Origin of the sequence: Plebeiibacterium sediminum (genome assembly GCF_026013605.1) — a bacterium.
Lineage (GTDB): Bacteria > Bacteroidota > Bacteroidia > Bacteroidales > Marinilabiliaceae > Saccharicrinis > Saccharicrinis sediminus.
Window position 1 is genome coordinate 35,651 of record NZ_JAPDPJ010000026.1, and the last position, 24,757, is coordinate 60,407.

General features: G+C 34.7%; 19 protein-coding genes. 17 read left to right on the top strand and 2 right to left on the bottom strand.

Going from position 1 to position 24,757, the window contains the following annotated elements; genetic code table 11:
• The first annotated feature begins 9 nt into the window (after window positions 1-9).
• The 7 genes from OM075_RS12260 (at window position 10) to cysN (ending at window position 7,563) form a co-directional block, all read left to right on the top strand.
• On the top strand, window positions 10-336 hold the full coding sequence (locus tag OM075_RS12260) for a DNA-directed RNA polymerase subunit omega (RefSeq protein ID WP_301190811.1): 327 nt from the start codon (window positions 10-12) through the stop codon (window positions 334-336).
• 94 nt (window positions 337-430) lie between these two features.
• Window positions 431-1,639 (top strand): bifunctional phosphopantothenoylcysteine decarboxylase/phosphopantothenate--cysteine ligase CoaBC, encoded by a 1,209-nt coding sequence (coaBC, locus tag OM075_RS12265; protein WP_301190812.1) that lies wholly within the window; start codon window positions 431-433, stop codon window positions 1,637-1,639.
• A gap of 29 nt (window positions 1,640-1,668) precedes the next feature.
• The gene (gene porD / locus OM075_RS12270) at window positions 1,669-2,568 is read left to right on the top strand and encodes a type IX secretion system protein PorD (protein ID WP_301190813.1); all 900 of its coding nucleotides are present in this window, start codon (window positions 1,669-1,671) and stop codon (window positions 2,566-2,568) included.
• 16 nt (window positions 2,569-2,584) lie between these two features.
• Window positions 2,585-4,246, top strand: a complete 1,662-nt coding sequence (gene recN, locus OM075_RS12275; RefSeq protein ID WP_301190814.1) for a DNA repair protein RecN — start codon at window positions 2,585-2,587, stop codon at window positions 4,244-4,246.
• A 124-nt stretch (window positions 4,247-4,370) separates the two neighbouring features.
• Window positions 4,371-5,216 carry an enoyl-ACP reductase FabI gene (locus OM075_RS12280; RefSeq protein ID WP_301190815.1) on the top strand — a complete coding sequence of 282 codons (846 nt, stop codon included), beginning with the start codon at window positions 4,371-4,373 and terminating at the stop codon, window positions 5,214-5,216.
• Between the two features lie 143 nt (window positions 5,217-5,359).
• Window positions 5,360-6,265, top strand: coding sequence for a sulfate adenylyltransferase subunit CysD (gene cysD, locus OM075_RS12285; protein WP_301190816.1), 906 nt, complete (start codon window positions 5,360-5,362; stop codon window positions 6,263-6,265).
• Between the two features lie 26 nt (window positions 6,266-6,291).
• Window positions 6,292-7,563, top strand: a complete 1,272-nt coding sequence (gene cysN / locus OM075_RS12290; protein ID WP_301190817.1) for a sulfate adenylyltransferase subunit CysN — start codon at window positions 6,292-6,294, stop codon at window positions 7,561-7,563.
• Window positions 7,564-7,674: 111 nt separating this feature from the next.
• Here the strand turns inward: cysN and OM075_RS12295 are convergent, their stop codons facing one another.
• Window positions 7,675-9,210 (bottom strand): OmpP1/FadL family transporter, encoded by a 1,536-nt coding sequence (locus OM075_RS12295; RefSeq protein WP_301190818.1) that lies wholly within the window; start codon window positions 9,208-9,210, stop codon window positions 7,675-7,677.
• 63 nt (window positions 9,211-9,273) lie between these two features.
• On the bottom strand, window positions 9,274-10,671 hold the full coding sequence (locus OM075_RS12300) for a hypothetical protein (RefSeq protein ID WP_301190819.1): 1,398 nt from the start codon (window positions 10,669-10,671) through the stop codon (window positions 9,274-9,276).
• Window positions 10,672-11,359: 688 nt separating this feature from the next.
• Here OM075_RS12300 and proS point away from each other — a divergent pair.
• From proS to OM075_RS12345, 10 genes are all read left to right on the top strand, one after another.
• Complete coding sequence (gene proS / locus OM075_RS12305; protein WP_301190820.1) at window positions 11,360-12,835, top strand: proline--tRNA ligase; 1,476 nt, start codon at window positions 11,360-11,362, stop codon at window positions 12,833-12,835.
• A gap of 150 nt (window positions 12,836-12,985) precedes the next feature.
• A complete protein-coding gene (locus OM075_RS26095; protein WP_363321607.1) occupies window positions 12,986-13,192 on the top strand; it encodes a PLD nuclease N-terminal domain-containing protein in 207 nt (68 codons plus the stop codon).
• Between the two features lie 61 nt (window positions 13,193-13,253).
• Window positions 13,254-14,486 carry a peptidase T gene (pepT, locus tag OM075_RS12310; RefSeq protein WP_301190821.1) on the top strand — a complete coding sequence of 411 codons (1,233 nt, stop codon included), beginning with the start codon at window positions 13,254-13,256 and terminating at the stop codon, window positions 14,484-14,486.
• 203 nt (window positions 14,487-14,689) lie between these two features.
• The gene (locus OM075_RS12315; RefSeq protein WP_301190822.1) at window positions 14,690-15,325 is read left to right on the top strand and encodes a peroxiredoxin; all 636 of its coding nucleotides are present in this window, start codon (window positions 14,690-14,692) and stop codon (window positions 15,323-15,325) included.
• 87 nt (window positions 15,326-15,412) lie between these two features.
• Entirely contained in the window at window positions 15,413-16,708 is a 1,296-nt protein-coding gene (pabB, locus tag OM075_RS12320) for an aminodeoxychorismate synthase component I (protein ID WP_301190823.1), read from the top strand.
• Between the two features lie 13 nt (window positions 16,709-16,721).
• Window positions 16,722-18,053 (top strand): tRNA lysidine(34) synthetase TilS, encoded by a 1,332-nt coding sequence (gene tilS, locus OM075_RS12325; protein WP_301190824.1) that lies wholly within the window; start codon window positions 16,722-16,724, stop codon window positions 18,051-18,053.
• Window positions 18,054-18,344: 291 nt separating this feature from the next.
• Window positions 18,345-18,977, top strand: coding sequence for a hypothetical protein (locus OM075_RS12330; protein ID WP_301190825.1), 633 nt, complete (start codon window positions 18,345-18,347; stop codon window positions 18,975-18,977).
• A gap of 266 nt (window positions 18,978-19,243) precedes the next feature.
• Entirely contained in the window at window positions 19,244-19,909 is a 666-nt protein-coding gene (locus tag OM075_RS12335; RefSeq protein WP_301190826.1) for a hypothetical protein, read from the top strand.
• Between the two features lie 158 nt (window positions 19,910-20,067).
• Window positions 20,068-21,936 carry an NPCBM/NEW2 domain-containing protein gene (locus tag OM075_RS12340; protein ID WP_301190827.1) on the top strand — a complete coding sequence of 623 codons (1,869 nt, stop codon included), beginning with the start codon at window positions 20,068-20,070 and terminating at the stop codon, window positions 21,934-21,936.
• Between the two features lie 209 nt (window positions 21,937-22,145).
• Window positions 22,146-24,566: a glycoside hydrolase family 127 protein gene (locus OM075_RS12345; protein ID WP_301190828.1), complete on the top strand. Its 2,421-nt coding sequence runs from the start codon at window positions 22,146-22,148 to the stop codon at window positions 24,564-24,566.
• Window positions 24,567-24,757 lie beyond the last annotated feature (191 nt).

Below are 24,757 nucleotides of genomic sequence, written 5' to 3' on the forward strand. Positions count from 1 at the left end.
TTTATTATCATGGATTATAAAAAATCAAATGCTCCGAGTAGCACTATTACTTGGAATACACAAGAGCTTTCTAAAGATACTGGTAATATTTATGAGTCAGTAAACGTAATTGCTAAGAGAGCGAACCAAATTAGTGTAGAGATGAAAGAGGAGTTAAATAAAAAACTTCAGGAGTTTGCTTCTTACACTGATAATTTGGAAGAGGTATTTGAAAATCGTGAGCAAATTGAAATTTCAAGATTTTACGAAAGATTACCAAAACCTTCATCAATTGCTACACAAGAATTTGTAGAAAATAAGGTTTATCATCGTAACGCTGGTTTGGAGGAAAAATAGCCTTATCAAACAAGTTTCTTTCGAAAAAAAATAAAAAAGGTAAAGGAGGTTTTTGATATTTCTTTTATCTTTTTTTTGTTTATACGCAATATCTATGTTAAAAGGTAAAAAAATAATATTAGGTATTTCAGCAGGTATTGCTGCCTATAAAGCAGCTGCCTTAACTCGTCTTTTGATAAAGCAAGGAGCCGAGGTTAAGGTAATAATGACTGAAAAAGCAAAGGAGTTTATTACTCCTCTAACAATGGCTACCTTATCTAAAAATCCTATCGTGGTTGATTTCTATAATCCTGAAAATGGAGATTGGAACAGTCATGTTGATATGGGGTTATGGGCTGATGCTATGGTAATTGCACCGGCAACCGCTAATACTATGGGTAAAATGGCTAATGCTATTGCAGATAATTTGTTGGTAACTACTTATTTATCTGCCAGATGTCCTGTATTTGTGGCACCTACTATGGACTTAGATATGTATTTGCATCCTGCGAATCAGCGAAATCTGAATTGTCTTGAAGAGGATGGTGTTCATATGATTGAGGCTGAAACAGGGGAGTTGGCTAGCGGTTTAAGTGGGAAAGGCAGGATGGCTGAGCCTGAGACTATTGTTGAAGAATTGATTTCGTTTTTTGAAAAGCAACAAGGAGTTAATACAGCACAGCTCGAAGGTCGTACTTTTTTAGTGAATGCAGGTCCAACCTATGAAAAAATTGATCCGGTAAGATTTATTGGAAATTTTTCCAGTGGTAAGATGGGATATAGCATTGCTGAAGAATTGGCCTCAAGAGGTGCTAAAGTTATTTTAGTTTCTGGTCCTACCAGCGAAAAGGCAAAACATGCTAATATAGAGGTGAAAATGGTTACTTCTGCGCAGGATATGTATGAGGCTTGTGCTAATGTTTTTCCGAATTGCGATGGGGCTGTACTTTCAGCAGCTGTGGCCGATTATACACCCGTTGTTTGCGCCGATCAAAAAGTGAAGAGTGATAAAGATGAGATGGTAGTTGCATTGAAAGCTACTGTTGATATTGCTCAAAAATTAGGAGAAATTAAGCGAGATGGACAGATGTTGGTTGGCTTTGCTCTGGAAACGCAAAATGCAGTGGCTAATGCGCAAAAGAAATTGAAGCAAAAGAACCTGGATTTTATTGTTTTAAATTCGCTTGAGAATGAAGGTGCAGGCTTTGGTTATGACACTAATAAAATTTCAATTATAGACAACGATAATAATAAAGAAGAGTTTTCGTTAAAGAGTAAGCGGGAAGTCGCCATTGACATAGTGAACAAAATAGTGTCATTGTAATTTTAATACTAAACTCAAAAATATCATTCGTGAAAAAGTTTCTGTTTTTAATTCTGTTTCTAATATCTGTAGTGGCCAATGCACAAGAGCTACAATGTAGTGTTTCTGTTGTATCTCCAAGTGTGCAGGGAACCAATAAACAAGTATATGAAACCATGCAAACTGCAATTATGGAGTTTGTAAACGGGCAGAAATGGACAGATAATATTTTTAGTCCTGAAGAAAGGATTGAGTGTAGTATTTTAATTAATATTAAAGAAGTAATCTCTTCTAATGAATTTTCAGGAACAATACAGGTTCAGGCTCGCCGACCAGTTTATAATTCCTCCTACAGGTCTATGTTATTTAATTATTTAGATCAGGAATTTAAGTTTAAATATGAAGAGTTTGAGCCATTGGTATACAATCCCAATTCAATAAGCTCTAATTTAGTAGGTGTAATTTCTTATTATGCATACGTTATTCTTGGTCTGGATTACGATTCGTTTGCAAAGAACGGAGGAACCAAATATATGGAACAGGCTGAAAAAATAGTTAGTATGTCGCAAAATTCCAGATATGCAGGATGGCGTTCGTATGAGAGTAAAACAAATCGGTATTGGTTTGTTGAGAATTATTTAAACGAAGTTCACAGACCAATGCGTGATTGTATCTATCAATATCACCGATTAGGTTTGGATAAAATGAGTGAAAAACCAGAAGATGGCAGAAAGCAGGTTTTATCCGCAATTGAAAAATTAACTAAAGTTCATCGTCAGCGTCCCGGAACATTTGCTATGGAATTGTTCTTTGATGCTAAGTCAGATGAATTGGTGAATATTTTTTCAGAATCATTTTCAATGGAAAGACAAAGGGCTATTGAAGTTTTAACAGAAGTTGACCCTGCGAATTCAAGTAAGTATAGTGAAAAATTGACTCAAAAGCAGTAATCTTAGATTGTGTTTTATGCTTAAATCATTATTTATATCCAATTACGCATTAATTGATCAGGTTGAAATAGATTTTCAGGAAGGTTTCTCTGTAATAACAGGTGAAACCGGAGCTGGTAAGTCTATAATGCTTGGTGCTTTGGCTATGGTATTAGGCCAGCGTAGTGATGTGTCTGTATTAAAGAACAAAGAAAAAAAGAGTGTTATTGAAGCCGAATTTGACATTAAAGATTATGGATTTAATGCTCTTTTTAAAGAGGAAGATGTTGATTATGAAGATGTAACTTTAATAAGGAGAGAGATTTTAACAAATGGAAAATCAAGAGCATTTGTTAATGATACTCCTGTTAATCAGGCCTTTTTAAAAAAGATAGCACCGCTTTTAATCGATATACATTCACAGCATCAAAATTTATTGCTTGGAGATACCGGTTTTCAGTTAAATGTTGTTGATACCGTGGCACAGAATAAGGATATTCTGGAACAGTATAAAAATAAATACAAGGTTCTTAAAAAGCTTGAAAAAGAAAAAGCTGAGCTTGAAGAACAAAATGCAAAGTTAAATGCGGATGTTGATTATATGCAATTTCAATATAATCAGCTTGATGAGTTAAAGCTAAAAGCCGGGGAACAAGAGGAATTGGAACAGGAGCAGGAACTCTTGTCGCATGCAGAAGAGGTTAAAGGTGGGCTTTTTAACGTAGTACAACTGTTTAATGGTGATAATGTACCAATTTTAAATTCGCTTAAAGAGTCTTTAAAAAGTCTCGAAAAGATTGCTCCATATTTGTCTGATGTTGAGGGTTGGAAAAATCGTATAGATACAGCATATCTTGATTTGGATGACCTGATTAGTGAGATGGATGCTGCAATGGATGGAATAGAATATGATCCGGAAAGATTACAATTAGTGAGTACCAGGTTGGATCAGATTTTTTCTTTACAGCAAAAGCACAAAGTAACAAGTGTAGATGAACTGATTGGTATCAAAGATGATCTGGAAACTCAGTTGAAAAAAATATCGTCCTTTGATGAAGATCTTGAAGTGAAACAAAAAGAAATAGAGAACGCATTAGGTGACTTGGTATTGGTGAGTGAAAAGCTAACTAAATCAAGAAAGAAAGTGCTTAAAGGTATTGAAAGTACCATTACAGGTCAGTTATTGGAATTAGGAATGCCCAATGCTACATTAAAAGTAGTATGCAATGTGTTAAATGCATATTCTGATTCAGGTAAAGATGATATAGAATTCTTGTTTTCGGCCAATAAAAATGGAGAATTAGCAGCTATCCCTAAGGTAGCATCCGGAGGTGAAATGTCGAGGGTAATGTTGTGTATAAAATCATTATTATCCATTTCAAAGGGTTTACCAACCATCATTTTTGATGAAATTGATACAGGTGTTTCCGGTGAGGTTGCTGATAAAATGGGTAAAATAATGCAGGATATTTCAAATAATATTCAGGTTATAAGTATTACGCATTTACCTCAAATTGCCGTTAAGGGAAAACAACATTATAAGGTGTTTAAAAAAGATAATAAGCATAGTACTCAAACAAGTATAGAAGTATTATCAACAGATAACAGGATTACTGAAGTGGCAAAGATGTTAAGTGGAAGTAACCTTACAGACGCAGCATTATCAAATGCTAAAGATTTATTGGGTGTTGTAAATTAATGATATATAGTGGATTAGTTCAAGAATATTCATTAAATTACGTTAAAGTAGTAAATATTTAAACATTAGTGTTTTTGTAAGAGCGATATTCATATATATTTGTACGCTCAAAATAAATATTAAAATGGGATATAATTTATTAAAAGGAAAAAGGGGAATTATTTTTGGTGCATTAAACGATATGTCTATTGCATGGAAAGTTGCAGAATTGGCTCATGCAGAAGGAGCTACTTTTACTTTATCAAATACCCCAGTTGCTTGTAGAATGGGTACACTTGATGAGTTATCACAAAAGTGTAATGCAGAAATTATACCTGCAGATGCTACAAGCGTTGAAGATATAGAGACTGTTTTTGAAAAATCAATGGAAGTATTAGGCGGAAAAATTGATTTCGTTCTTCACTCAATTGGTATGTCTCTAAATGTTCGTAAAAAAAGAGTATATCACGACTTAAACTATAGCTACTTAAATAAAACATTAGATATTTCTGCTATATCATTTCATAAAATGTTACAAGTAGGATTTAAAATGGATGCAATTGCTGAATGGGGATCTGTAATAGGATTATCATATGTTGCAGCACAGCGTACATTCTACGGTTACAATGATATGTCAGATGCTAAAGCTTTATTAGAGTCTATCGCTCGTAGTTTTGGATACATCTATGGTCGTGAAAGAAAAGTAAGAGTTAATACAATTTCTCAATCTCCAACAATTACTACTGCTGGTAGTGGTGTTAAAGGATTTGATGGATTGATGGATTTCTCAGAAAGAATGTCTCCACTTGGAAATGCTACTTCTGAGGATTGTGCTAATTATTGTATTGCTATGTTCTCTGACTTAACTAAGAAAGTGACTATGCAAAACCTTTTCCATGATGGAGGTTTCTCTAATGTGGGAATGAGTTTAAGAGCCATGACTCAATACAATAAAAGTTTTGATACGGACGATATTGAAACTTTAGACTAAATAATTAGCTTTTATAAAAGCATTTTTTAATATCCTACTGATTAGTGGGATATTTTTGTTTTGTAGAACTAGGTCAAAAATTAAAAATCATTAACTTTGGCCACGTTTTTAAAACCTTAATAGGTAAACATCAATATAAAACTATGGATAAATACCAGATTAATCACCTAAGAGAACTTGAAGCAGAATCAATTTTCGTAATAAGAGAAGTGGCTGCTCAGTTTGAAAGACCGGTGATGTTATTTTCCGGAGGGAAAGATTCTATTGTAATGTTTCATTTAGCACGTAAAGCCTTTTACCCAGCTAAAGTTCCTTTTGCATTATTACACATTGATACAGGACACAATTTCCAGGAAACTCTTGATTATAGAGATGATCTTATGGAGAAAACAGGAGCAAAGTGCATCGTGCGTTTTGTTCAGGATTCTATAGATCAGGGAAAAGCAGTTGAAGAAAAAGGTGTGAATGCATCTCGTAATAAGTTGCAAACAGTTACGCTTCTTGATGCTTTGGAAGAACTAAAGTGTGATGCAGCTATGGGAGGAGGTCGCCGTGATGAAGAAAAAGCGCGTGCAAAAGAAAGATTTTTCTCTCACAGGGATGAATTTGGTCAGTGGGATCCAAAGAACCAGCGTCCGGAATTATGGAACATCTTTAATGGCAGAAAAAATATGGGTGAGCACTTTAGAGTATTCCCTATAAGCAACTGGACTGAAATGGATGTTTGGCAATATATTTACATGGAAAATATTGACTTGCCAAGTTTATATTTTACACATAAGCGTAAAGTATTTAACCGCGATGGTGTTTGGATGTTTAAAGCTCCTTTTATGGAGTTAAAACCAGGTGAGGAAGAGGTTGAAATGGATGTAAGATGTAGAACTATTGGTGATATTACCTGTACCGGATTAACTCTTTCACAAGCAGATAATGTTGAGGATATTATTCAGGAAGTTGCTGCAACCAGAACAACAGAAAGAGGAGGTAGAGCTGACGATAAGAGATCTGAATCTGCAATGGAAGATCGTAAAAAAGAAGGGTATTTTTAACCATTTAAGTTAAGCATCAAATTATTATGAGCGAAAAAAATTCAGGATATTTAGATATGGAGCTTTTACGATTCACCACTGCTGGTAGTGTTGATGATGGTAAAAGTACGTTAATCGGTAGACTTTTATATGATAGCAAGGCCATCTTCGAAGATCAGATGGAAGCTATTGAAAAGGCTAGTGAAAGAATAGGAAATGAAGAAGTAAACCTTGCTTTACTAACAGATGGACTAAGAGCGGAGAGAGAGCAGGGGATTACAATTGATGTTGCATATCGTTATTTTGCAACACCAAAACGTAAGTTTATTATTGCCGATACCCCGGGGCATATTCAGTATACACGTAATATGGTAACAGGAGCAAGTACTGCTAATGTTGCTATTATTTTAGTGGATGCTCGTCATGGTGTGTTGGAACAAACAATGCGTCACTCTTATATTGCATCTTTACTTCAGATTCCACATGTTATCGTTTGTGTAAACAAAATGGACTTAGTGGACTATGCAGAGGATACCTTTGAGAAAATTAAAAATGATATTGATGGTTTCTCATCAAAATTAAGTGTTAAGGATATTCGCTTTGTACCAATTAGTGCACTTAAAGGTGATAATGTAGTAGATCGTTCCACAAAAATGGATTGGTATCAGGGACCAACACTATTGCATTTATTGGAGAACATTCATATTAGCAGTGATGTTAATCATCAGGATTTCCGTTTCCCTGTACAATATGTTGTTCGCCCTCAAACTGCAGAATTTCCTGATTACAGAGGATATGGTGGTAGAATAGCTTCAGGAGCCGTTAAGGTTGGTGATCCAATTACTGTTTTACCTTCAGGTTTTACTTCAAAAGTTAAAACAATTGATTTCTTTGAAGATACTTTAGAAGAAGCTTTTGCTCCACAATCAGTTACTATAACTCTTGAGGATGAGATTGATATTAGTAGAGGAGATATGTTGGTTAAGTCGGACAATACTCCAAAAACTACTCAGGATTTAGAGTTGATGATTTGTTGGTTTAATGAAAGAAAACTAATACCGAGAGGTAAATATGTAATCAGACATACTTCAGCAGAGGCAAGATGTATGGTTACTGATGTTCATTATAAAATGAATATTAATACCTTAGAGAAGGATACTGAAGATAAGGAAGTTTCAATGAATGATATTGCGAAAATATCATTAAGAGTAACAAAACCACTTCACGTTGATCCTTACATACAAAACAGAATTACAGGTAGTGTAATTTTAGTTGATGAAGGAACAAATGAAACTGTTGCTGCAGGTATGATTAAGTAGTAATAGGAATTTTTAAGATATAAATAACCCCGATGTTCAAAATTGATCATCGGGGTTTTTATTTTGTTTAATCCGAATCTTTTGGATGAAACTCGGGTAAAGTATTTTCTTTTAGAATTTCAATCCAAAGGTAAAAACTATATTACTGTCTTTTACATCTGTTTTTACAATAGGAGGAGCGCCAACATTAGCGTCATAAGAAGGATCCCAATTGTAATTGTAAGAATTCAATTCGTAAGACGATAACTTGTATGCAAAGTCAAAGAAATAATTGTTGAACCTGTATCCAAATCCTGCAGAGATACTTGTTACTTCATTATCCTTAGGATCCTCTTTGTATGGGGAACCTTGTAATGCGTATCCGCCTCTTAAACTGAATTGCTGATTAATTCTGTATTCAATTCCTGCTCTGAAATTATTGGTTGAAGTAAACATGTCTTTAATAATTTCATTTTGCTCGTTAATAATTGTAATGTCAGTCCAGTCATCTACCGTACTATTGTATTTAGCGCCAGCATAATTGATGCGTTCGTAATCAAAACTTAAAATAGCGTTCTTACCGATAATATATGCTGCACTGGCTACTAATTTATCGGGAGTTCTGAAGTTGTAATCGTATTCTCCGTCATACCCTTTATCTTCTCTGTTAAAATTAAAGAAAATACTGTTTATGTCGGCAGTGTAAGTTTCTTCAATGTTATACCAGGTTGGTGAATGGTAAGCTAAACCTACTCTTAATCCTTTTACAGGTAAAAGAATTACCCCTATTTTTAAATTCAATCCTGTACCGGAAGCATCCAGAGTATTAGAAACAGTATATCTGCTAAACAATGGGTCATCAGCACCAACCGGAGCGTTATCTTCACTAAATTCTTCAAAGTATGTTGAATTTTCATTATAGTTTAAAAGTGAATAGTTGATGCTACCACCAGCTAGTAAAAAGTTACTTATGTTGGCCCCAAATGTAAAACTGAATTCACCGGTATACCCTTTTTTCTCTAGTATCTTGGTTTGATGAACCCGGTCTTCACCCAATAAATAATTTGTATAATACAGGTCTCCTGATTCCGGATCTTCAAGATCAATCAGGTATGCATCGTAAGCAAGACCTGTATTGCCGGTTAGGTAATCCGGATCTGAAAGATCTGCATTGATTACAAACATATCGGTCATGGAATTGGAAACATTTCTGGCATTGGCCATAGATCTGTAGTTGAAATTGTTATTTCTGTTGTACCCGATTCCAAAGTGTGTACTTATGAGTCCTTTACTCGATTCTCTCATGGGACGATAAGTACCAACATATCCAATCTGATTGATGGCAAAAGAGGTTTTATTATCTTCTGATGAAATGTTAGTAAAGGATACTGCTTGAGGATTATTATAATTACTCTCTGTTTTATTTAAGATTAATGATGGAGTAAAGGTGAATTCAGAAGATCTGTAGGCTGCAATACCGGCAGGGTTAATGCCTATTGCACTAAAATCGCCTCCAAGAGATCCAAAAGCTCCTCCCATGGCAACAGAACGCGCCGTTCCTGAATATTGAGGCTGAGAATATCTCAGTACATCCTGATAAGTTTGCGACATTAAAGCGCTACTAACTAATAGCGCCAATGCCGATATTTTTATTTTTAATTTCATCATAATTGTTCATTTAAGATATTACAGGCTCATAAAGATTGTACCAAACAAAGGTGTAATTTATTATTATCTACCTCTGCTACCAGATCTGCTGCTACCGCTACTACCACTGCTTGATCTGCTACTACCGCTACTACTTGATCTGCTGCTTCCACTACTTGATCTTGATCCACTGGAATAAGATGATGATGACGATCTTGAACCGCTGTTGTAAGATGGAGTGTACGATCTTGATGATGAACTGCTGCTTGATCTGTTATAGTTTGAGCTATTGCTTTTGGCACTTCCAGTTGAGTAAGTGCTTCTGTTACTTCTTGTGTTGGTGTAACGGCTGTTCGATGAACTGCTTTTACTTGTGCTTGCAGGACTACTGCTACGTGAACTTCTGTTGTATGTACTCCTTGAATTCGAACTGCTTGTGGCAGGTCTTGTGTATGTTGGGGTATATGTACTTCTTGTTGAAGTTCTGTTTGTTTGAGCAGTAGATTTTGTTGATGTTGCTGCACTTCTGTTATAAGAAGCCCTTGTTGTTCTCTCAGTTGTTGTTGTATTTGTTCTTGTTCTTGAAGGGCTCTGAGCAACACGGCTTGTGCGTCCTAAATCACCAGTGTTTGACGATCTGGTTGACTTAGTAGTAGGTACTACTTGTCTGTTATTAGATACTCTATCAGAATAAACATCGCGAGGGGCTCTTACTCTGTTGATGTTGTTTGCATAGTTACCGTAATTTCCATAGTGTGGATATCCGGCATAGTGGTGATGGTGATAAGGATATCCCCAGTTATTATAATACGGGCTATACCAATTGCTATATCCAAAACCAAATCCCCAACTGCTGTATGGGTAGTTCCATCCATAGCTTCCATACCATCCATAATAATTATAAGGGCTTCTGTATCTCCAGTTGTAATAATATGGGCTATACCATTCAGGAACTACAATTGCATAATCTCCTTCAACGTAAACATTGTAATCAAAGCCACTACCAAAGATTACTTCATTGTATAAAGGAGACCAGTATGGAATTCCAACAAATGGACCATGAAATTTAGCCAATCGCTGTGCATAATCTCTGTCTATATCAGAACCTTCATAATCGTTAACCCAGTATCCGGTTTCTTCGTTATAATATAACATAGTATCAACTTCTTCAACGGAGTCGTCAGTTAATAACTGAGTATACTCTTGTTGAATACCACTAAAGTCTCTTAAATCTTCTTGTTCTTTGGCAACTGCAGATTGTTGATAAGAGCTTTTAAGTTGTGAGTATGTTTTATTATCTTGTTTTTTAATCTCTTTGTCAGGTGCTGGCAATGAAGAGTAACTCTCTGCTATAGCCAATGGCTTATCTGAAGGGTTATAGTATAAATCATCTTCATATACACTTGCATTATTCATCTGATAGGTGGCACAACCAGATAAAATTAATAATGCTGTCGCTGATAATAATAATATATTTTTCATAGCTCTAGTGTTACACTGTTAAACCAATTATCAATCGTAAAAAAAGTAATTATTACTGTAAAAATCACATTTAAAGTGTAAAAATTGTCACTTTAACTGAAAGATCTTACATGTTAAAAATATCAATAATCGTGCCGTATTGAGGTATGTAGCTTGTTTAAGTTAAAATTTAGTTAAAATTCTTTGGGATTAAGAATGGATGTTTTCTATATTATTTATAATCAGAAGGAAGGAGTGTTTGTTACTAACCCTTTTATTCAGTTATGGTATATCAAGGATATGACTTCTTAATTACTTTGGTTTAACTATGAATATTTTATTTTACTACTGTTTAAACTCTTTCTTTTGGGGATCAAAAAAGAAGGAAATTACTTATCCTATCGATGTTTCATAATTCGGCATAAATAGTAAGGCTTGATTTATGATTTAAATGTTGGGCAGACATTCCTTGTGCTGAGTGAGGAATCTTATCTTTGGTGTTGAATCCATGCCCTGACCTAAAACATAACTTATATTTTTATTTATGGCAGATGTGCGAAAATGAATTTATTTTTCACACAAATACTATTCCTAAAGTGCTGTAAATTTTGTTATTTTGCGAATCCTTTTATAATAGTATGAATGAACCTGGTGTTCAATTAAATTATAGAAGCGAGAAAAAGAGAAGAAATACGAATAATATTTAAATATGGCAAAAGGATTAACTAAGAGGAGTGTAGATTACTCTCAGTGGTATAATGAATTGGTAATAAAGGCTGATTTGGCCGAAAACTCTGCAGTAAGAGGTTGTATGGTAATTAAGCCCTATGGATACGCCATTTGGGAGAAAATGCAACAACAATTGGATAAGATGTTTAAGGAAACAGGTCATGTAAATGCATATTTCCCTTTATTTATACCAAAATCATTTTTTAGTAAAGAAGCTGATCACGTAGAAGGTTTTGCTAAAGAATGTGCAGTTGTAACACATTATCGTTTAATGAACGACCCTGACGGTAAAGGTGTTGTTGTTGATCCGGATGCTAAATTAGAAGAAGAACTTATTGTTCGACCAACTTCGGAAACCATTATTTGGAATACCTATAAAAACTGGATTCAATCATACAGAGATCTTCCTATTAAATGTAACCAGTGGGCTAACGTGGTTCGTTGGGAAATGAGAACAAGATTGTTTTTAAGAACTGCTGAATTTTTATGGCAAGAAGGGCATACTGCTCATGCTACTAAAGAAGAGGCGATCGAAGAAACTGAAACAATGATTAAGGTGTATGCTGAATTTGCTGAGAAATATTTAGGCGTTCCTGTTGTGCAGGGTGTTAAAACAGCTAATGAGCGTTTTGCAGGTGCATTGGAAACTTATACTATTGAGGCTTTAATGCAGGATGGAAAAGCACTTCAGTCAGGTACATCTCACTTTTTAGGTCAAAACTTTGCTAAAGCCTTTGATGTTAAATTTGCAAGCAAAGAAGGTACTGAAGATTATGTTTGGGCTACATCATGGGGTGTTTCTACTCGTTTAATGGGTGCATTAATTATGGCGCACTCTGATGATTATGGATTGGTGTTGCCTCCTAAATTAGCTCCAATTCAAGTAGCTATTGTACCAATTTATAAGAGTGCTGAAGATTTAGCTAAAATTTCAGAGAAAGTAGATGTAATAGTGAAGAACTTAAAAGACAGAGGTATTTCTGTTAAGTTTGATGATAGTGATAACCGTAAGCCAGGTTGGAAATTTGCTCAGTATGAATTACAAGGGGTACCTGTACGTTTAGCAGTTGGACCTCGCGATATTGAAAACAATACCATTGAAGTTGCTAGAAGAGATAATTTAACTAAAGAGGTTGTTTCAATTGAAAATATCGATGCTTATGTAGCTGATCTTTTAGAAAAGATCCAGGATGGCATTTTCCAGAAAGCACTTGATTTCAGATCAGAAATGACTACTCAAGTTGAGTCGTATGATGAGTTTAAGAAGGTACTTAAAGAAAAAGGTGGTTTTATTTTAGCACACTGGGACGGTACTTCTGAAACAGAGCAAAAAATTAAAGATGAAACTAAAGCAACCATTCGTTGTATTCCTTTAGAAGGTGATAAAACTCCAGGAAAATGTATTGTTACAGGTAATCCATCAAAGCAAATGGTACTGTTTGCAAAGGCTTATTAAGAGTAATACATTATAATGATATTTGTCAGGGAAGCTATTTTAATGGCTTCCCTTTTTTGTTTTTGGCTTTTTTACATTTACATTTAGATTTGAAAAACTCTATGGTGCCAATGACGCATCAACTTCAATTATTAATTGATATTTAAAAATATGACTTTAGCGTTTTTATTTGGAGGTATTGAGATAATCATTTTACTGGTTGTTTTGTTGCCGCTTTTTGCCTTAATCAGTATTTTAAAAAGTGAATTCGAGGGTAATGATAAACTCATATGGGTATTAGTTGTTTTGTTCATGCCGTTTTTAGGTGCAATACTATACTTCATTATAGGTAAGGATAAGAGAATAAATAAATATTAGTGCAAATTATTAGTTATAGATATATTTTCAGATTGATAATCTGATTTAATTCATCGTTAAAATGATAAATATAAAAGATAGATTCTTAAAGTATGTTGGGTTTGATACTCAATCTGATACAGATACAGGATTAACACCTTCAACTCCGGGACAGATGTTTTTTTCTGAAAAGTTAGTTGAGGAATTAAAGGAAATGGGACTTGAGGAAGTGGAGCTTGATGATAATGGATATGTGATGGCTACCATTCCTTCAAATGTTGATCATGAAGTTCCTGTAATTGGTTTTATTGCTCATGTGGATACCAGTCCGGATTTTAGCGGTAAAAATGTAAATCCGCAAATCGTTGAAAATTATGATGGCAATGCTATTGTATTAAATAAGGAGGAGAATATCATTCTCGCTCCTGATGAATTTCCTGAGTTGAAAAAATATGTGGGTCAAACATTGATTACAACAGATGGAACTACATTATTAGGGGCTGATGATAAAGCTGGAGTAGCCGAAATAATGACTGCCACAGAATATTTATTAAATCATCCTGAAATTAAGCACGGTAAAATTCGCATAGGATTTACCCCTGATGAAGAAATTGGAGCCGGTGCTGATTATTTTGATGTGGAAAAATTTGGTGCTGAATATGCTTACACAATGGATGGTGGCGAAATTGGCGAATTGGAATATGAAAATTTTAATGCTGCGCTAGCTAAGGTTACGGTTCTTGGTAGAAATGTACATCCTGGTTATGCAAAAAATAAAATGCGTAATTCAATCAGGATTGCAAATCAGATTATTACCATGCTTCCACGTGTTGAAACACCGGAGCATACTTCTGATTACGAAGGATTTTACCACTTGATGTCTTTTAACGGAGAAGTAGAAAAAAGTGAATTGCTTTATATCATCCGTGATTTTAAGCGTGATCGTTTTGAAGACAGGAAGAAGGAAATTAAGCATATTGTAAGTAAGATAAATAAAGAATATGGTGAAGGTACAGTTAGTATTGAGGTGAAAGATCAGTACTACAATATGCGCGAAAAAGTAGAGCCTGTAAAATATATAGTTGACAATGCTCAAAAGGCAATGGAACAAGTGGGTGTAAAACCTTTGGTTAAACCAATCAGAGGTGGTACTGATGGTTCTCGTTTATCTTTTATGGGATTACCAACCCCTAATATTTTTGCCGGAGGACATAATTTTCATGGTCGATTTGAATTTGTTCCTTTAGAAAGCATGCAAAAGGCAGTAGAAGTAATCTTAAAGATTGTTGAACTTGCGGCTGCAGAGAAAGAATAATTTTCGGCAGTATTAAGGAGATTAAATATTTTTATAAAAAAAAATAAGATGGTTTAAGTTGTTGTTGTATAGGGTTATAAATGTATTTTATAGTTGTTTGTAGAATATTTTTATAAAATCGTTTCAAACATTTTAAACTTTCTTTTGTTTGGTTTTTGTGATTAATAATTTAACAAGAACATTATAAACAAATTCAAAAAATTATGTCAGTTTTAGTAGGAAAAAAAGCACCAGCATTCAAAGCAGAAGCTGTAGTAAACGGAGGTGAAATCGTAGCAGATTATTCATTAGATCAATTTATTGGTAAAAAGAATGTAGTATTATTCTTTTATCCAGCAGACTTTACTTTCGTTTGCCCAACTGAAATTATTGCATTTCAAGATAAATTAGCTGAGTTCGAAAAAAGAAACGTTCAAGTAATTGGTGTTTCTGTAGATTCAGCTTTCTCTCACTGGAAGTGGTTACAAACAGAGAAAAAAGAAGGTGGTATTAAAGGAGTTAATTTCCCATTAGTAGCAGATGCTTCTATGACCATCTCTGAAAATTATGATGTATTAGCAGGTGAGTATGATTATAACGACGAAGGTCAATTAGTATTTGAAGGTAACCCACAAGCTTACCGTGGTTTATTTTTAATTGACAAAGAAGGTGTTGTACGTCATCAGGTTGTTAACGATATGCCATTAGGACGTAGTGTTGATGAAACTTTACGTATGGTTGATGCACTTCAGTTTTTTGAAGAAAACGGAGAAGTATGTCCAGCTAACTGGCATGCCGGTGAAGAAGGGTTAACTGCTTCACAAGAAGGTATCTCTGCATACCTTGGAAAAAGAGAGTAAATTTTTCTATTGATTATTTAGAATTATTTGTATGTATACTAAAGCACCTACGGTTTGTAGGTGCTTTTTTTATTTTAAATTTGCCCCATGCGAAGGAAGTATACTATTCATATTGATGATGAACCATTGTTTAAGCAAAAGCTGTTGGCTTATTGTAAAAATATGGATTACTGCGGGGTTTATGATTCATGCGGATACAATGGGCATGGTCATGATGGAGTAAACTATTACTCTTATGATTTTTTGGCGGGAATTGGAAGTGTTGAAGCTCAGGATGGATCTTTTGAAGCGCTTAACAATTTGCAGCGTAAAACAGATTGGCTTTTTGGTTATTTGGGATATGATTTAAAAAATGAACTGGAACATTTGTATTCTGTTAATTACGACCAGCTATACTTTTCTCCAACAATGTTTTTTCAACCTCGTTATGTTCTTATTAAGAGGGACGCTCAATGGAATATAGAATATCTAGAGGAGTTAGATAATGAGCAATCGGTTGATCTTTTTCTTAAGGAAATTAATGACAGTGATACTTATTCTAAAAGTACAGAAACCCTTACTTTTTCTCCCAAAATTAGCAGGGAAAAGTATATTGATACAGTTAATTCAATTTTAGAGCATATCCATAAAGGTGATATATACGAAATAAACTATTGTCAGGAGTTTTGTGCAGAACAAGTTGATATTGATCCTTACGATACTTATTTACGCTTAATCGAAATTTCACCTACACCGTTTGCATCTTTTTTAAAAGTAAAGGATAAATATGTTATTTCGGCTTCACCGGAAAGGTATATGAAAAAGGAAGGCCAGACGTTGATTAGTCAACCCATAAAAGGAACTGCACCCCGGGGAAAAACAACAGTAGAAGATGAAAAGAATGCATTTGATTTGCAGAATTGTGCAAAAGAACGTTCTGAAAATATAATGATTGCTGATTTGGTTCGAAATGATTTGTCGAGAGTGGCAAAGATGGGAAGTGTGCAGGTAGAGGAGCTTTGTGGGATTTATGCATTTCCTCAGGTATTTCAGATGATAACTACAGTTGTGGCTGATTTAGACGATGAAAAAGATGCTATCGAAGCTATAAAATATTCCTTTCCAATGGGATCAATGACCGGTGCACCCAAAATAAGAGCCATGAAGCTGATTGAGAAGTATGAAGACACAAAGCGAGGTGTATATTCGGGTAGTGTAGGGTATTTTACGCCATCTGGGGATTTTGATTTTAACGTAGTCATCAGAAGTTTATTATATAATTCATCAAACAATTACTTATCGTTTATGGTGGGCAGTGCCATAACAGCCAAGAGTGTTCCTGAAAGTGAATATGAGGAGTGTTTGGTTAAAGCCAGTGCCATATTTAAATTATTTAATTCTTAAGAAAGTAAATTACATGCTAGGCAAGTTTAATTCATTTTTAGTGCAGGATTGCAAGGTAAAAACGGGACAAAAAATTTTAGTGGCTATTAGTGGAGGAGCTGACTCCCTGGCGTTGCTACATATGCTCACAAAAATGGATGTTGAAGTATTTGCTGCCCATTGTAATTTTAATTTAAGAGGAGAAGAGTCTGATGCCGACGAAAGTTTTGTTCAAACTTTTTGTGCGGCGCATCATGTTAAGTTGTTTCTGAAATCTTTTGATACAAAGGGATATAGTAAGCAAAAAGGTATTTCAATTGAGATGGCTGCCCGAGATTTAAGATATGCCTGGTTTCAGGAGCTGGTGTTAAATGAAAAGCTGGATTGGATTGCTACCGGACATCATAAAGATGATAGTATTGAAACGTTTTTCCTGAATTTAGTAAGAGGAACAGGCGTAAAGGGATTAACAGGAATTAAGGCAGTTACCAATAATATTATCAGGCCATTATTAGACTTTTCGAGAAGTGAATTAGAGACCTATTGTGAAGATAATCAACTCAAATACAGAACAGATTCTTCTAACCTGGAATCCATTTACAACAGAAATAAAATCAGAAACGAAATACTGCCATTGTTCCGCTCTATAAATCCTTCATTTGGTGATACCATGTTAAATAATATGAGTAGATTAAGTCAGGTGAGTGATTTTTTATCAGATTCAATTGAAGACATTAAAAGGGATTATGTGGTGGAGCAGGACGATACGGTTTTGATTTCGCTAAGTCATGTGAATGAATTTAAAAACCAGCAGTTGGTGTTGTTTGAACTGCTTCATCCCTATGGTTTTAATGGAACTGTTGTAAGTGAAGTTGTGGAAGCCATTAAACAGAATGTTTCCGGTAAGCAGTTTTATTCTTCGGAATACCGATTGATAAAAGATCGACAAAATCTGATTATTCTACCCTATAAAAAAGATGATTCCGATGCTGTTTATTACATATCATCAGATGAAGTGTTTACAGAGACTCCAATAAATCTTAAAATAGAAAAGGATATTAATGCCAAAGATTTTAAAATTGATAAGTCGTTAAATATTGCTCAATTCGATCAGGACTTGCTTGAATATCCATTAAGTATCAGAAGATGGAAACAAGGAGATGATTTCCGCCCATTAGGAATGAAAAACTTTAAAAAGTTAAGCGACTATTTTATCGATGCAAAGTTTTCTATTCAGCAAAAAGAAGAGGCCTGGTTACTGCTTTCTGGTAATGATATTATTTGGATTATAGGTTCACGAACAGATGATAGGTATAAAATAACGCCTAAAACAAAACTAGTCACAAAGTTTATTTGGGAGCAATAAAATTATTCTTACACTACTTTCTTTACCAAAAATATCATAGTTTTATGTCACAGATGATAACCCTGAAGTCAGCACTCAATTTGAGGTGTTATCCTTTTATTATAGCGCTGATTGCTCTGTTTTTTTACTTGTATTGATGGATATATAGGTTTCATTAATATGTAATTAGTGAATAAAAATATCCGTTATCAGATACTTTAGTTAGAATAATAACTATTTTAGCTACCCGTTAATCTATATACAAAGGCAAATTATACTTTACTGTATGAGGGATACTGCACAAATAAGATCATGAGCGTAGAAGTTAATAAATATCGCAAATGTCTTTATGACATTTTGAAAAGAACAGAAGTTATAAATCATTATATACAGGGAGTAAAAACAACAGGCTATTTAGGGACAGATATAGAATTAATTGCTTTGCAATTTCGCAAAATTATAGAATTGATCGCATTATCTTCTCTTGTGGCAAATAAAAAAGAATATGCAGCCATGCGTTCTAAATTTAGAGAAGATTGGAATGCTAGATTAATATTTCAAGACTTGGAAAGGGTAAATCCAGAATTCTATCCAAAACCTTCAAAACAAATTGAAAAAGTAAATTCTGAAGGGGTTAAATATTTTGAATTTGAACCGATAGAAGCAGGCTATTTATCAAAAAAGGAGGCAATTAAAATTTATGAGAAATGTGGAGGAGTTCTACATGCAGAAAATCCGTTTAGAGAATCTAAAGATATTATGCAACTTCAAAAGCAGTTTCCCTTTTGGATAAAGAAAATAATGACTCTTATGAATCACCATAGCATAATCTTGGCTAACAAAAATATGGTTGTTGGTTTAATGAAAGGCAAGAATGATGGACTTCCGCATGTAACGTTATTTGGACTAGCAGAAAATCAAAATATAAAACAATTTAAAGAATAACTCTGCGTATAATATACTATGTAATTTAAAGATAGGTTAGTTGTAATTGGGGATTTGGTTCTCGCAGGTTGTCTTTATCTATGCTGACCAAGAAGCAGTTTTAAGGCAGCTACAAAATCAATAGTAAGCATTAATGGTAGTTTACATATTGCAATTTCAACGAAAATTTGAGTAACTGAAAATTACTAATAACGATAAAATGAATCTAAAGATATACATGAAAAGCAATGATCAACGTATTTGAGATATTATTATCTATTCTTTTTATGGCAGCAGCATTTGGTGTTATGCTATTTATTTGGGTTAAAGTTATTCGATTTCTTAAGGTCAAATCACATCACTATATTGTTCCCCCTAAGCCTGATAAGGATAAACATTGGTATCCGATTGATTTTACTAAATACAAATGTTTTATATTTATTAAGGAAAATAGAAAAGAAGTAATTAAAGAAATTCTTGAATTATTAGAGTTTGATGATAGTGCTGACTTAAAAATTTCAATTCATGATTTGGAGTTCATTTCAAATAATGGTTGGATTCTATTAAGGCTGAATAATGCGACTTTTGATAATTTTAAAAAGTTAGTTAAATGGATTGGAGAATATGTAGGTGACTTAACTGGGTTCAAAGACTATGTTGCATTTTGTAAGCATAAATCATTACCATATAAGGATTATATCATCAAATTAGATAAACAATCCAATGATTATTTAGTAGGAGCATTTCGTAGTAATAAAAACTTTGGGATTTATTTGCCAGACACAAAATTTTCAGAAAAAGGAAATATTTCACTGTCACGGACTCGTGAAATTAGTTTTTTCGTGGAAGAGAATAAGCTACCGCTGGATTTAATGGATAAAAAAATGATGTCTTGTGAGGAGGTGTTATATAGCTACCGCCAATATTTGGAAATAAATCAGCTCAGGGAGTAGTGTTACGTTGACGAAATTGTTGCTTTGAGGATAAGTAGTTTGTATATAAAGGTATTTGTATTATTTTTTCTCCCTATTCGCTAAAAAATTCCACCATACAATTAACTGCTTAACAGTATTTTTGATTTTTTAATTTATTTAATCAAAATACAATGTTGATGAAAAAAAATCTGGTTTTACTTGCATTATGCATTATTATTCTTGGCGCTTGTACTACTTCTGTAAAAAAGAAATTTGACAAAGGAGAATTTAAGCAATGGGCACAAACTCCTCCAATGGGTTGGAATAGTTGGGATTGTTATGGTCCAACAGTTGAAGAACATGAAGTGAAAGCGAATACTGATTATATGGCTGAACACCTGAAAGAATTTGGGTGGGAGTATATTGTTGTAGATATACGTTGGTTTGTTGAGAATGATAAAGCCGGTGGTTATAATCAGACAGACCCTATTTATGTTATAGATGAATATGGAAGGTATATGCCAGCCATAAATCGTTTCCCATCTGCTTCTAATGGTGAGGGATTCAAAGATCTTGCGGATTATGTACACGATAAGGGATTAAAATTTGGTATTCATATCATGCGAGGTATCCCTAAATATGCTGTGGACAATAAACTTCCTGTTAAAGGTACAGATGGTATTACAGCCGATCAGATTTATTCAACAGAATTACAATGTACATGGTTAAGAGATAACTATACAATAGTTGCAGATAAACCAGGTGCTCAGGAATACTATAACTCTATATTTGAATTATATGCAAGCTGGGGTGTAGATTTTATCAAGATTGATGATTTGTCCCGACCATATCACAAAGGCGAAATAGAATTAATCAGAAACGCTATTGATAATTGCGGAAGAGAAATCGTGTTGAGTACATCTCCGGGAGAAACTCCTATAACTGCAGCCGAACATGTAAGTGAACATGCTAATATGTGGCGTATGGTAGATGATGTTTGGGATACATGGCCACATGTAAAACATTTGTTGGATGTTACCGAAAAATGGTATCCATATATTGCTCCAGGAACATGGCCCGATTGCGATATGTTACCATTGGGACGAATTTCAATAAGAGGAGAGCGTGGTAAAGAGCGTATGTCAAGACTTACCAAAGACGAGCAATATACCTTGATGACTTTATGGACCATATTCCGCTCGCCTTTAATGTTTGGTGGCGACCTGCCAAGTAACGATGATTTTACATTAAGTCTGCTTACCAATAAGGAGGCACTTCATGTATTAAATAAAAGCACCAACAACAAGTTATTAGTTAGTGAATACAATAAGCGTATTTGGGTAGCTGATGATACTGAAAGCGATGATAAGTTTGTCGCATTCTTTGGAATCACCGATCAGCAACCTATTGATGAGTCGCTTGCCATATACAGCAGTGAGACCGTTTCGTATGAGGAAGGAAAGCAGCAAACTAATTTAAAGGTAAAATTGAAAGGTGCAAAAAAATTATTCCTTGTTGTAACTGATAACGGTGATGGATCAAATTGGGATCATGCAGACTGGATTGAACCAAAATTAATTGGTCCAAAAGGTACATTAGACCTTACTGAAATTCCATGGGTAAGAGCAACTACCGGATATGGAACCGTGACTAAAAACAGAACTGTTATGGGAAGACCTTTAATCGTTAATGATCAAGAGTATCCGGTTGGAATTGGAACGCATGCAAACTCTGTTATTGAATACGATATTCCGGAAGGTTATGATACATTTACTGCCATGGGTGGTTTAGATAAAGAGTGTATTTCTCATACAGAGGGTGCTACTGTGAAATTTCAGGTATACACACAATATCCGTCGGGTTCCGAACCTGTAGGCTCTGTTAATATAGACTTGGATTTTGAACAATTAGGATTAAAAGGAGATTATACAGCTCGTGATTTATGGGCTAAGGAAGATATCGGAGATTTTACAGATTCATTATCTCTTTCTGTGAAAAATCATGGTGCACGATTAATAAGATTAACAAAAAACAATAAATATATTAATTGTAAAGTTGTAATCTAAATACATAGGCGCATTGGTAAGCCTCACTAATAAAAACTTGTCAATGCGCTTATAATGTAACCCTTGCTATCGCAATGACGAGCGGTTTGCAATTTGTCTCCCTTTAACAACATATTTGCAAATAATTACCAGACAGTGGTTTTGTATAAATTTGTAAAAGAGTTTCCTACCAGTATTCCCTGGATTCAAAAAAATACTGAATAAGAAAAATGATGAAAAGAATATACTCAAGGATCTTGATAGCAATTGCATTAATTGGGGTGTTATTCCCATCTTTCATTAGTGCACAGGAGAAGTTATATCATAATGAATTTCCGTTAAGCGATGTAACATTATTAGATGGTCCATTCAAACATGCACAGGATTTAAATGCCCAGGTATTGTTAAAATACAATCCCGATCGTTTTTTAGCTCCATATTTAAAAGTAGCCGGGTTAACACCAAAAGATGAAAATTATGGTAATTGGGAAAGCGATGGGCTTGATGGACATATTGGAGGACATTACTTATCGGCTATGGCCATTCATTATGCTTCTACCCGAAATGAGGAATTTAAAGAACGAATGGAGTATATGTTATCCGAATTAAAGGCCTGTCAGGAAGCCAATGGTAAGAAATATCCAGATTGGGGCATTGGTTATCTTGGAGGTGTGCCTAATAGCGATAAACTATGGCCGGAAATTAAAAAAGGAAATACAGCAGCCATATGGCAGGGATGGGTACCTATGTATAATATTCACAAAATGTATGCAGGGTTACGCGATGCCTGGTTATATGCCGGAAACGAAGAAGCTAAAAGTATGTTCTTAAAATTCTGCGATTGGGCTGTTCAATTGACAGGAGACTTGTCAGATGATCAGGTTGAAGGTATGCTTGGCAATGAATACGGTGGCTTAAACGAAGTTTTTGCTGATGCCTATCAAATCACGAACGATGAGAAATACTTAACCCTGGCAAAACGTTTTTCGCACAAACGTATTTTAGATCCGATGTCTAAGGGAGAAGACAATCTGGATAATATGCATGCCAATACGCAGGTTCCTAAGGCAGTGGGTTTTCAACGAGTTGCAGAGTTAAGTAACGATGAAAAATATATCAAAGGGAGTAAATATTTCTGGGAAACAGTAGTACACAACAGAAGTATTGCTATCGGAGGAAATAGTCGTCGTGAATTTTTTCCTGGTGTTGAAGCATGTTCCGATTACATCAGAGATGTTGAAGGTCCTGAATCTTGCAATACGAATAACATGCTGAAATTAACTGAAGGATTGTTTCGAATGAATCCAACAGCTGAATATGCAGACTACTACGAAAGAGCCATGTATAATCATATTTTATCCACGCAACATCCGGATCATGGAGGTTATGTGTATTTTACACCAGCACGCCCAAATCACTACCGGGTTTATTCTGCACCCAATTCAGCAATGTGGTGTTGTGTAGGAACCGGCTTGGAAAATCATGGAAAATACGGACAGTTTATTTATGCGCATGAACAAGATAAGTTATTCCTGAATTTATTTATTGCATCGGAATTAAACTGGAGAGAGAAAGGAGTTAAAATTACTCAAAATACCAAATTCCCTGAAGAGCAGGCAACTACTTTAAAAATAGAAACAAAGAAAAAAGTATCGTTTAAGTTAGCGGTTCGTCATCCGTATTGGGTGGCAAAAGAAGATTTTAAGGTATATGTTAACGGGAAAGAAGTTCAACCTGAATCAGAACCATCTTCTTACGCTCAGATTGAAAGGAAATGGAAAAATGGAGATGAGGTAAAGGTAGTGCTTCCTATGAAAGGAAGATTGGAGAAATTGATTCATGTGCCAAATTATTATGCGTTTTTATATGGCCCCATTGTATTAGGTGCTTCAACTAGTACTGAGGATGTAAGTGGTTTAATTGCCGACGACAACCGATGGGCACACATCGCACATGGTAAGCGTTTCCCATTAAACGAAGCTCCAATTATTATTGAAGACGATTTTTCTAAAATTCCTGAAAAATTAGTACCAGTGGAAGGAAAACCTCTTACGTTTAGCATGGAAAAGGTGAATATGCTAAATGCTGAAGAACCTTTAATGCTTCAACCGTTTTATCAAATCCATGATACCCGTTATATGATGTATTGGTTTACCCTGACAAGCGATGGCTATAAAGGGGTACTTGATTCAATTAAAGCAGAAGAAGCCTATATATTAGATTTGGATAGCAGAACTACTGATAAAGTGCAACCAGGCCAACAGCAACCTGAAGCTGACCACTATATGGAAACAGAAAACAGTCATACAGGGGTGACTTCCAATGAGTTTTGGCGTGATGCCAGAAATGGTGGCTTTTTTAGTTATAAAATGAACACTAAGGGCCAGACTGATTTAGCGCTTCGACTTCGTTATTGGGGATCGAATTGGAATAACAGGAAGTTTGAGATTTATATCGATGATGAACTACTAGCTACCGAAGACATTCGTAAATGGAATATTTCAGATTTTAAAGAAGAAACTTATCTGATACCTGTTTCTATGCTCGAAGGAAAGGAAAGTGTTCGTGTTAAATTTCAGGCACCAGAAAAGGGAATTGCCGGAGGTATATTTTATGTTCGATTATTTAAGCCTAAAGCAGGAGAGAAATAGCAATCTGATTTACTAATAGATGATGTTTTAATACGCTAAAACGATCTGTATAAATAAACCCCTTGTTGTATCAATTACAGCAAGGGGTTTATTTATACACTATTTTGGGATAAAACTGACCTCTTAATACATGGTTGGTTTTGTAGGGATAAAGCTATCACCAGCATCTGTTTGTAAGTAGGCATAGAAGG

Excerpts from the sequence above, each read along its gene's own strand:
- OM075_RS12330 (WP_301190825.1), top strand. The coding sequence starts at position 18,345 with ATGAGCGTAGAAGTTAATAAATATCGCAAATGTCTTTATGACATTTTG.
- recN (WP_301190814.1), top strand. The coding sequence starts at position 2,585 with ATGCTTAAATCATTATTTATATCCAATTACGCATTAATTGATCAGGTT.
- coaBC (WP_301190812.1), top strand. The coding sequence starts at position 431 with ATGTTAAAAGGTAAAAAAATAATATTAGGTATTTCAGCAGGTATTGCT.
- OM075_RS12345 (WP_301190828.1), top strand. The coding sequence starts at position 22,146 with ATGATGAAAAGAATATACTCAAGGATCTTGATAGCAATTGCATTAATT.
- OM075_RS12280 (WP_301190815.1), top strand. The coding sequence starts at position 4,371 with ATGGGATATAATTTATTAAAAGGAAAAAGGGGAATTATTTTTGGTGCA.
- OM075_RS12300 (WP_301190819.1), bottom strand. The coding sequence starts at position 10,671 with ATGAAAAATATATTATTATTATCAGCGACAGCATTATTAATTTTATCT.
- OM075_RS12260 (WP_301190811.1), top strand. The coding sequence starts at position 10 with ATGGATTATAAAAAATCAAATGCTCCGAGTAGCACTATTACTTGGAAT.
- OM075_RS12315 (WP_301190822.1), top strand. The coding sequence starts at position 14,690 with ATGTCAGTTTTAGTAGGAAAAAAAGCACCAGCATTCAAAGCAGAAGCT.
- cysN (WP_301190817.1), top strand. The coding sequence starts at position 6,292 with ATGAGCGAAAAAAATTCAGGATATTTAGATATGGAGCTTTTACGATTC.
- OM075_RS12295 (WP_301190818.1), bottom strand. The coding sequence starts at position 9,210 with ATGATGAAATTAAAAATAAAAATATCGGCATTGGCGCTATTAGTTAGT.
- cysD (WP_301190816.1), top strand. The coding sequence starts at position 5,360 with ATGGATAAATACCAGATTAATCACCTAAGAGAACTTGAAGCAGAATCA.
- pabB (WP_301190823.1), top strand. The coding sequence starts at position 15,413 with ATGCGAAGGAAGTATACTATTCATATTGATGATGAACCATTGTTTAAG.
- OM075_RS12340 (WP_301190827.1), top strand. The coding sequence starts at position 20,068 with ATGAAAAAAAATCTGGTTTTACTTGCATTATGCATTATTATTCTTGGC.
- OM075_RS26095 (WP_363321607.1), top strand. The coding sequence starts at position 12,986 with ATGACTTTAGCGTTTTTATTTGGAGGTATTGAGATAATCATTTTACTG.
- tilS (WP_301190824.1), top strand. The coding sequence starts at position 16,722 with ATGCTAGGCAAGTTTAATTCATTTTTAGTGCAGGATTGCAAGGTAAAA.
- pepT (WP_301190821.1), top strand. The coding sequence starts at position 13,254 with ATGATAAATATAAAAGATAGATTCTTAAAGTATGTTGGGTTTGATACT.
- OM075_RS12335 (WP_301190826.1), top strand. The coding sequence starts at position 19,244 with ATGGCAGCAGCATTTGGTGTTATGCTATTTATTTGGGTTAAAGTTATT.
- proS (WP_301190820.1), top strand. The coding sequence starts at position 11,360 with ATGGCAAAAGGATTAACTAAGAGGAGTGTAGATTACTCTCAGTGGTAT.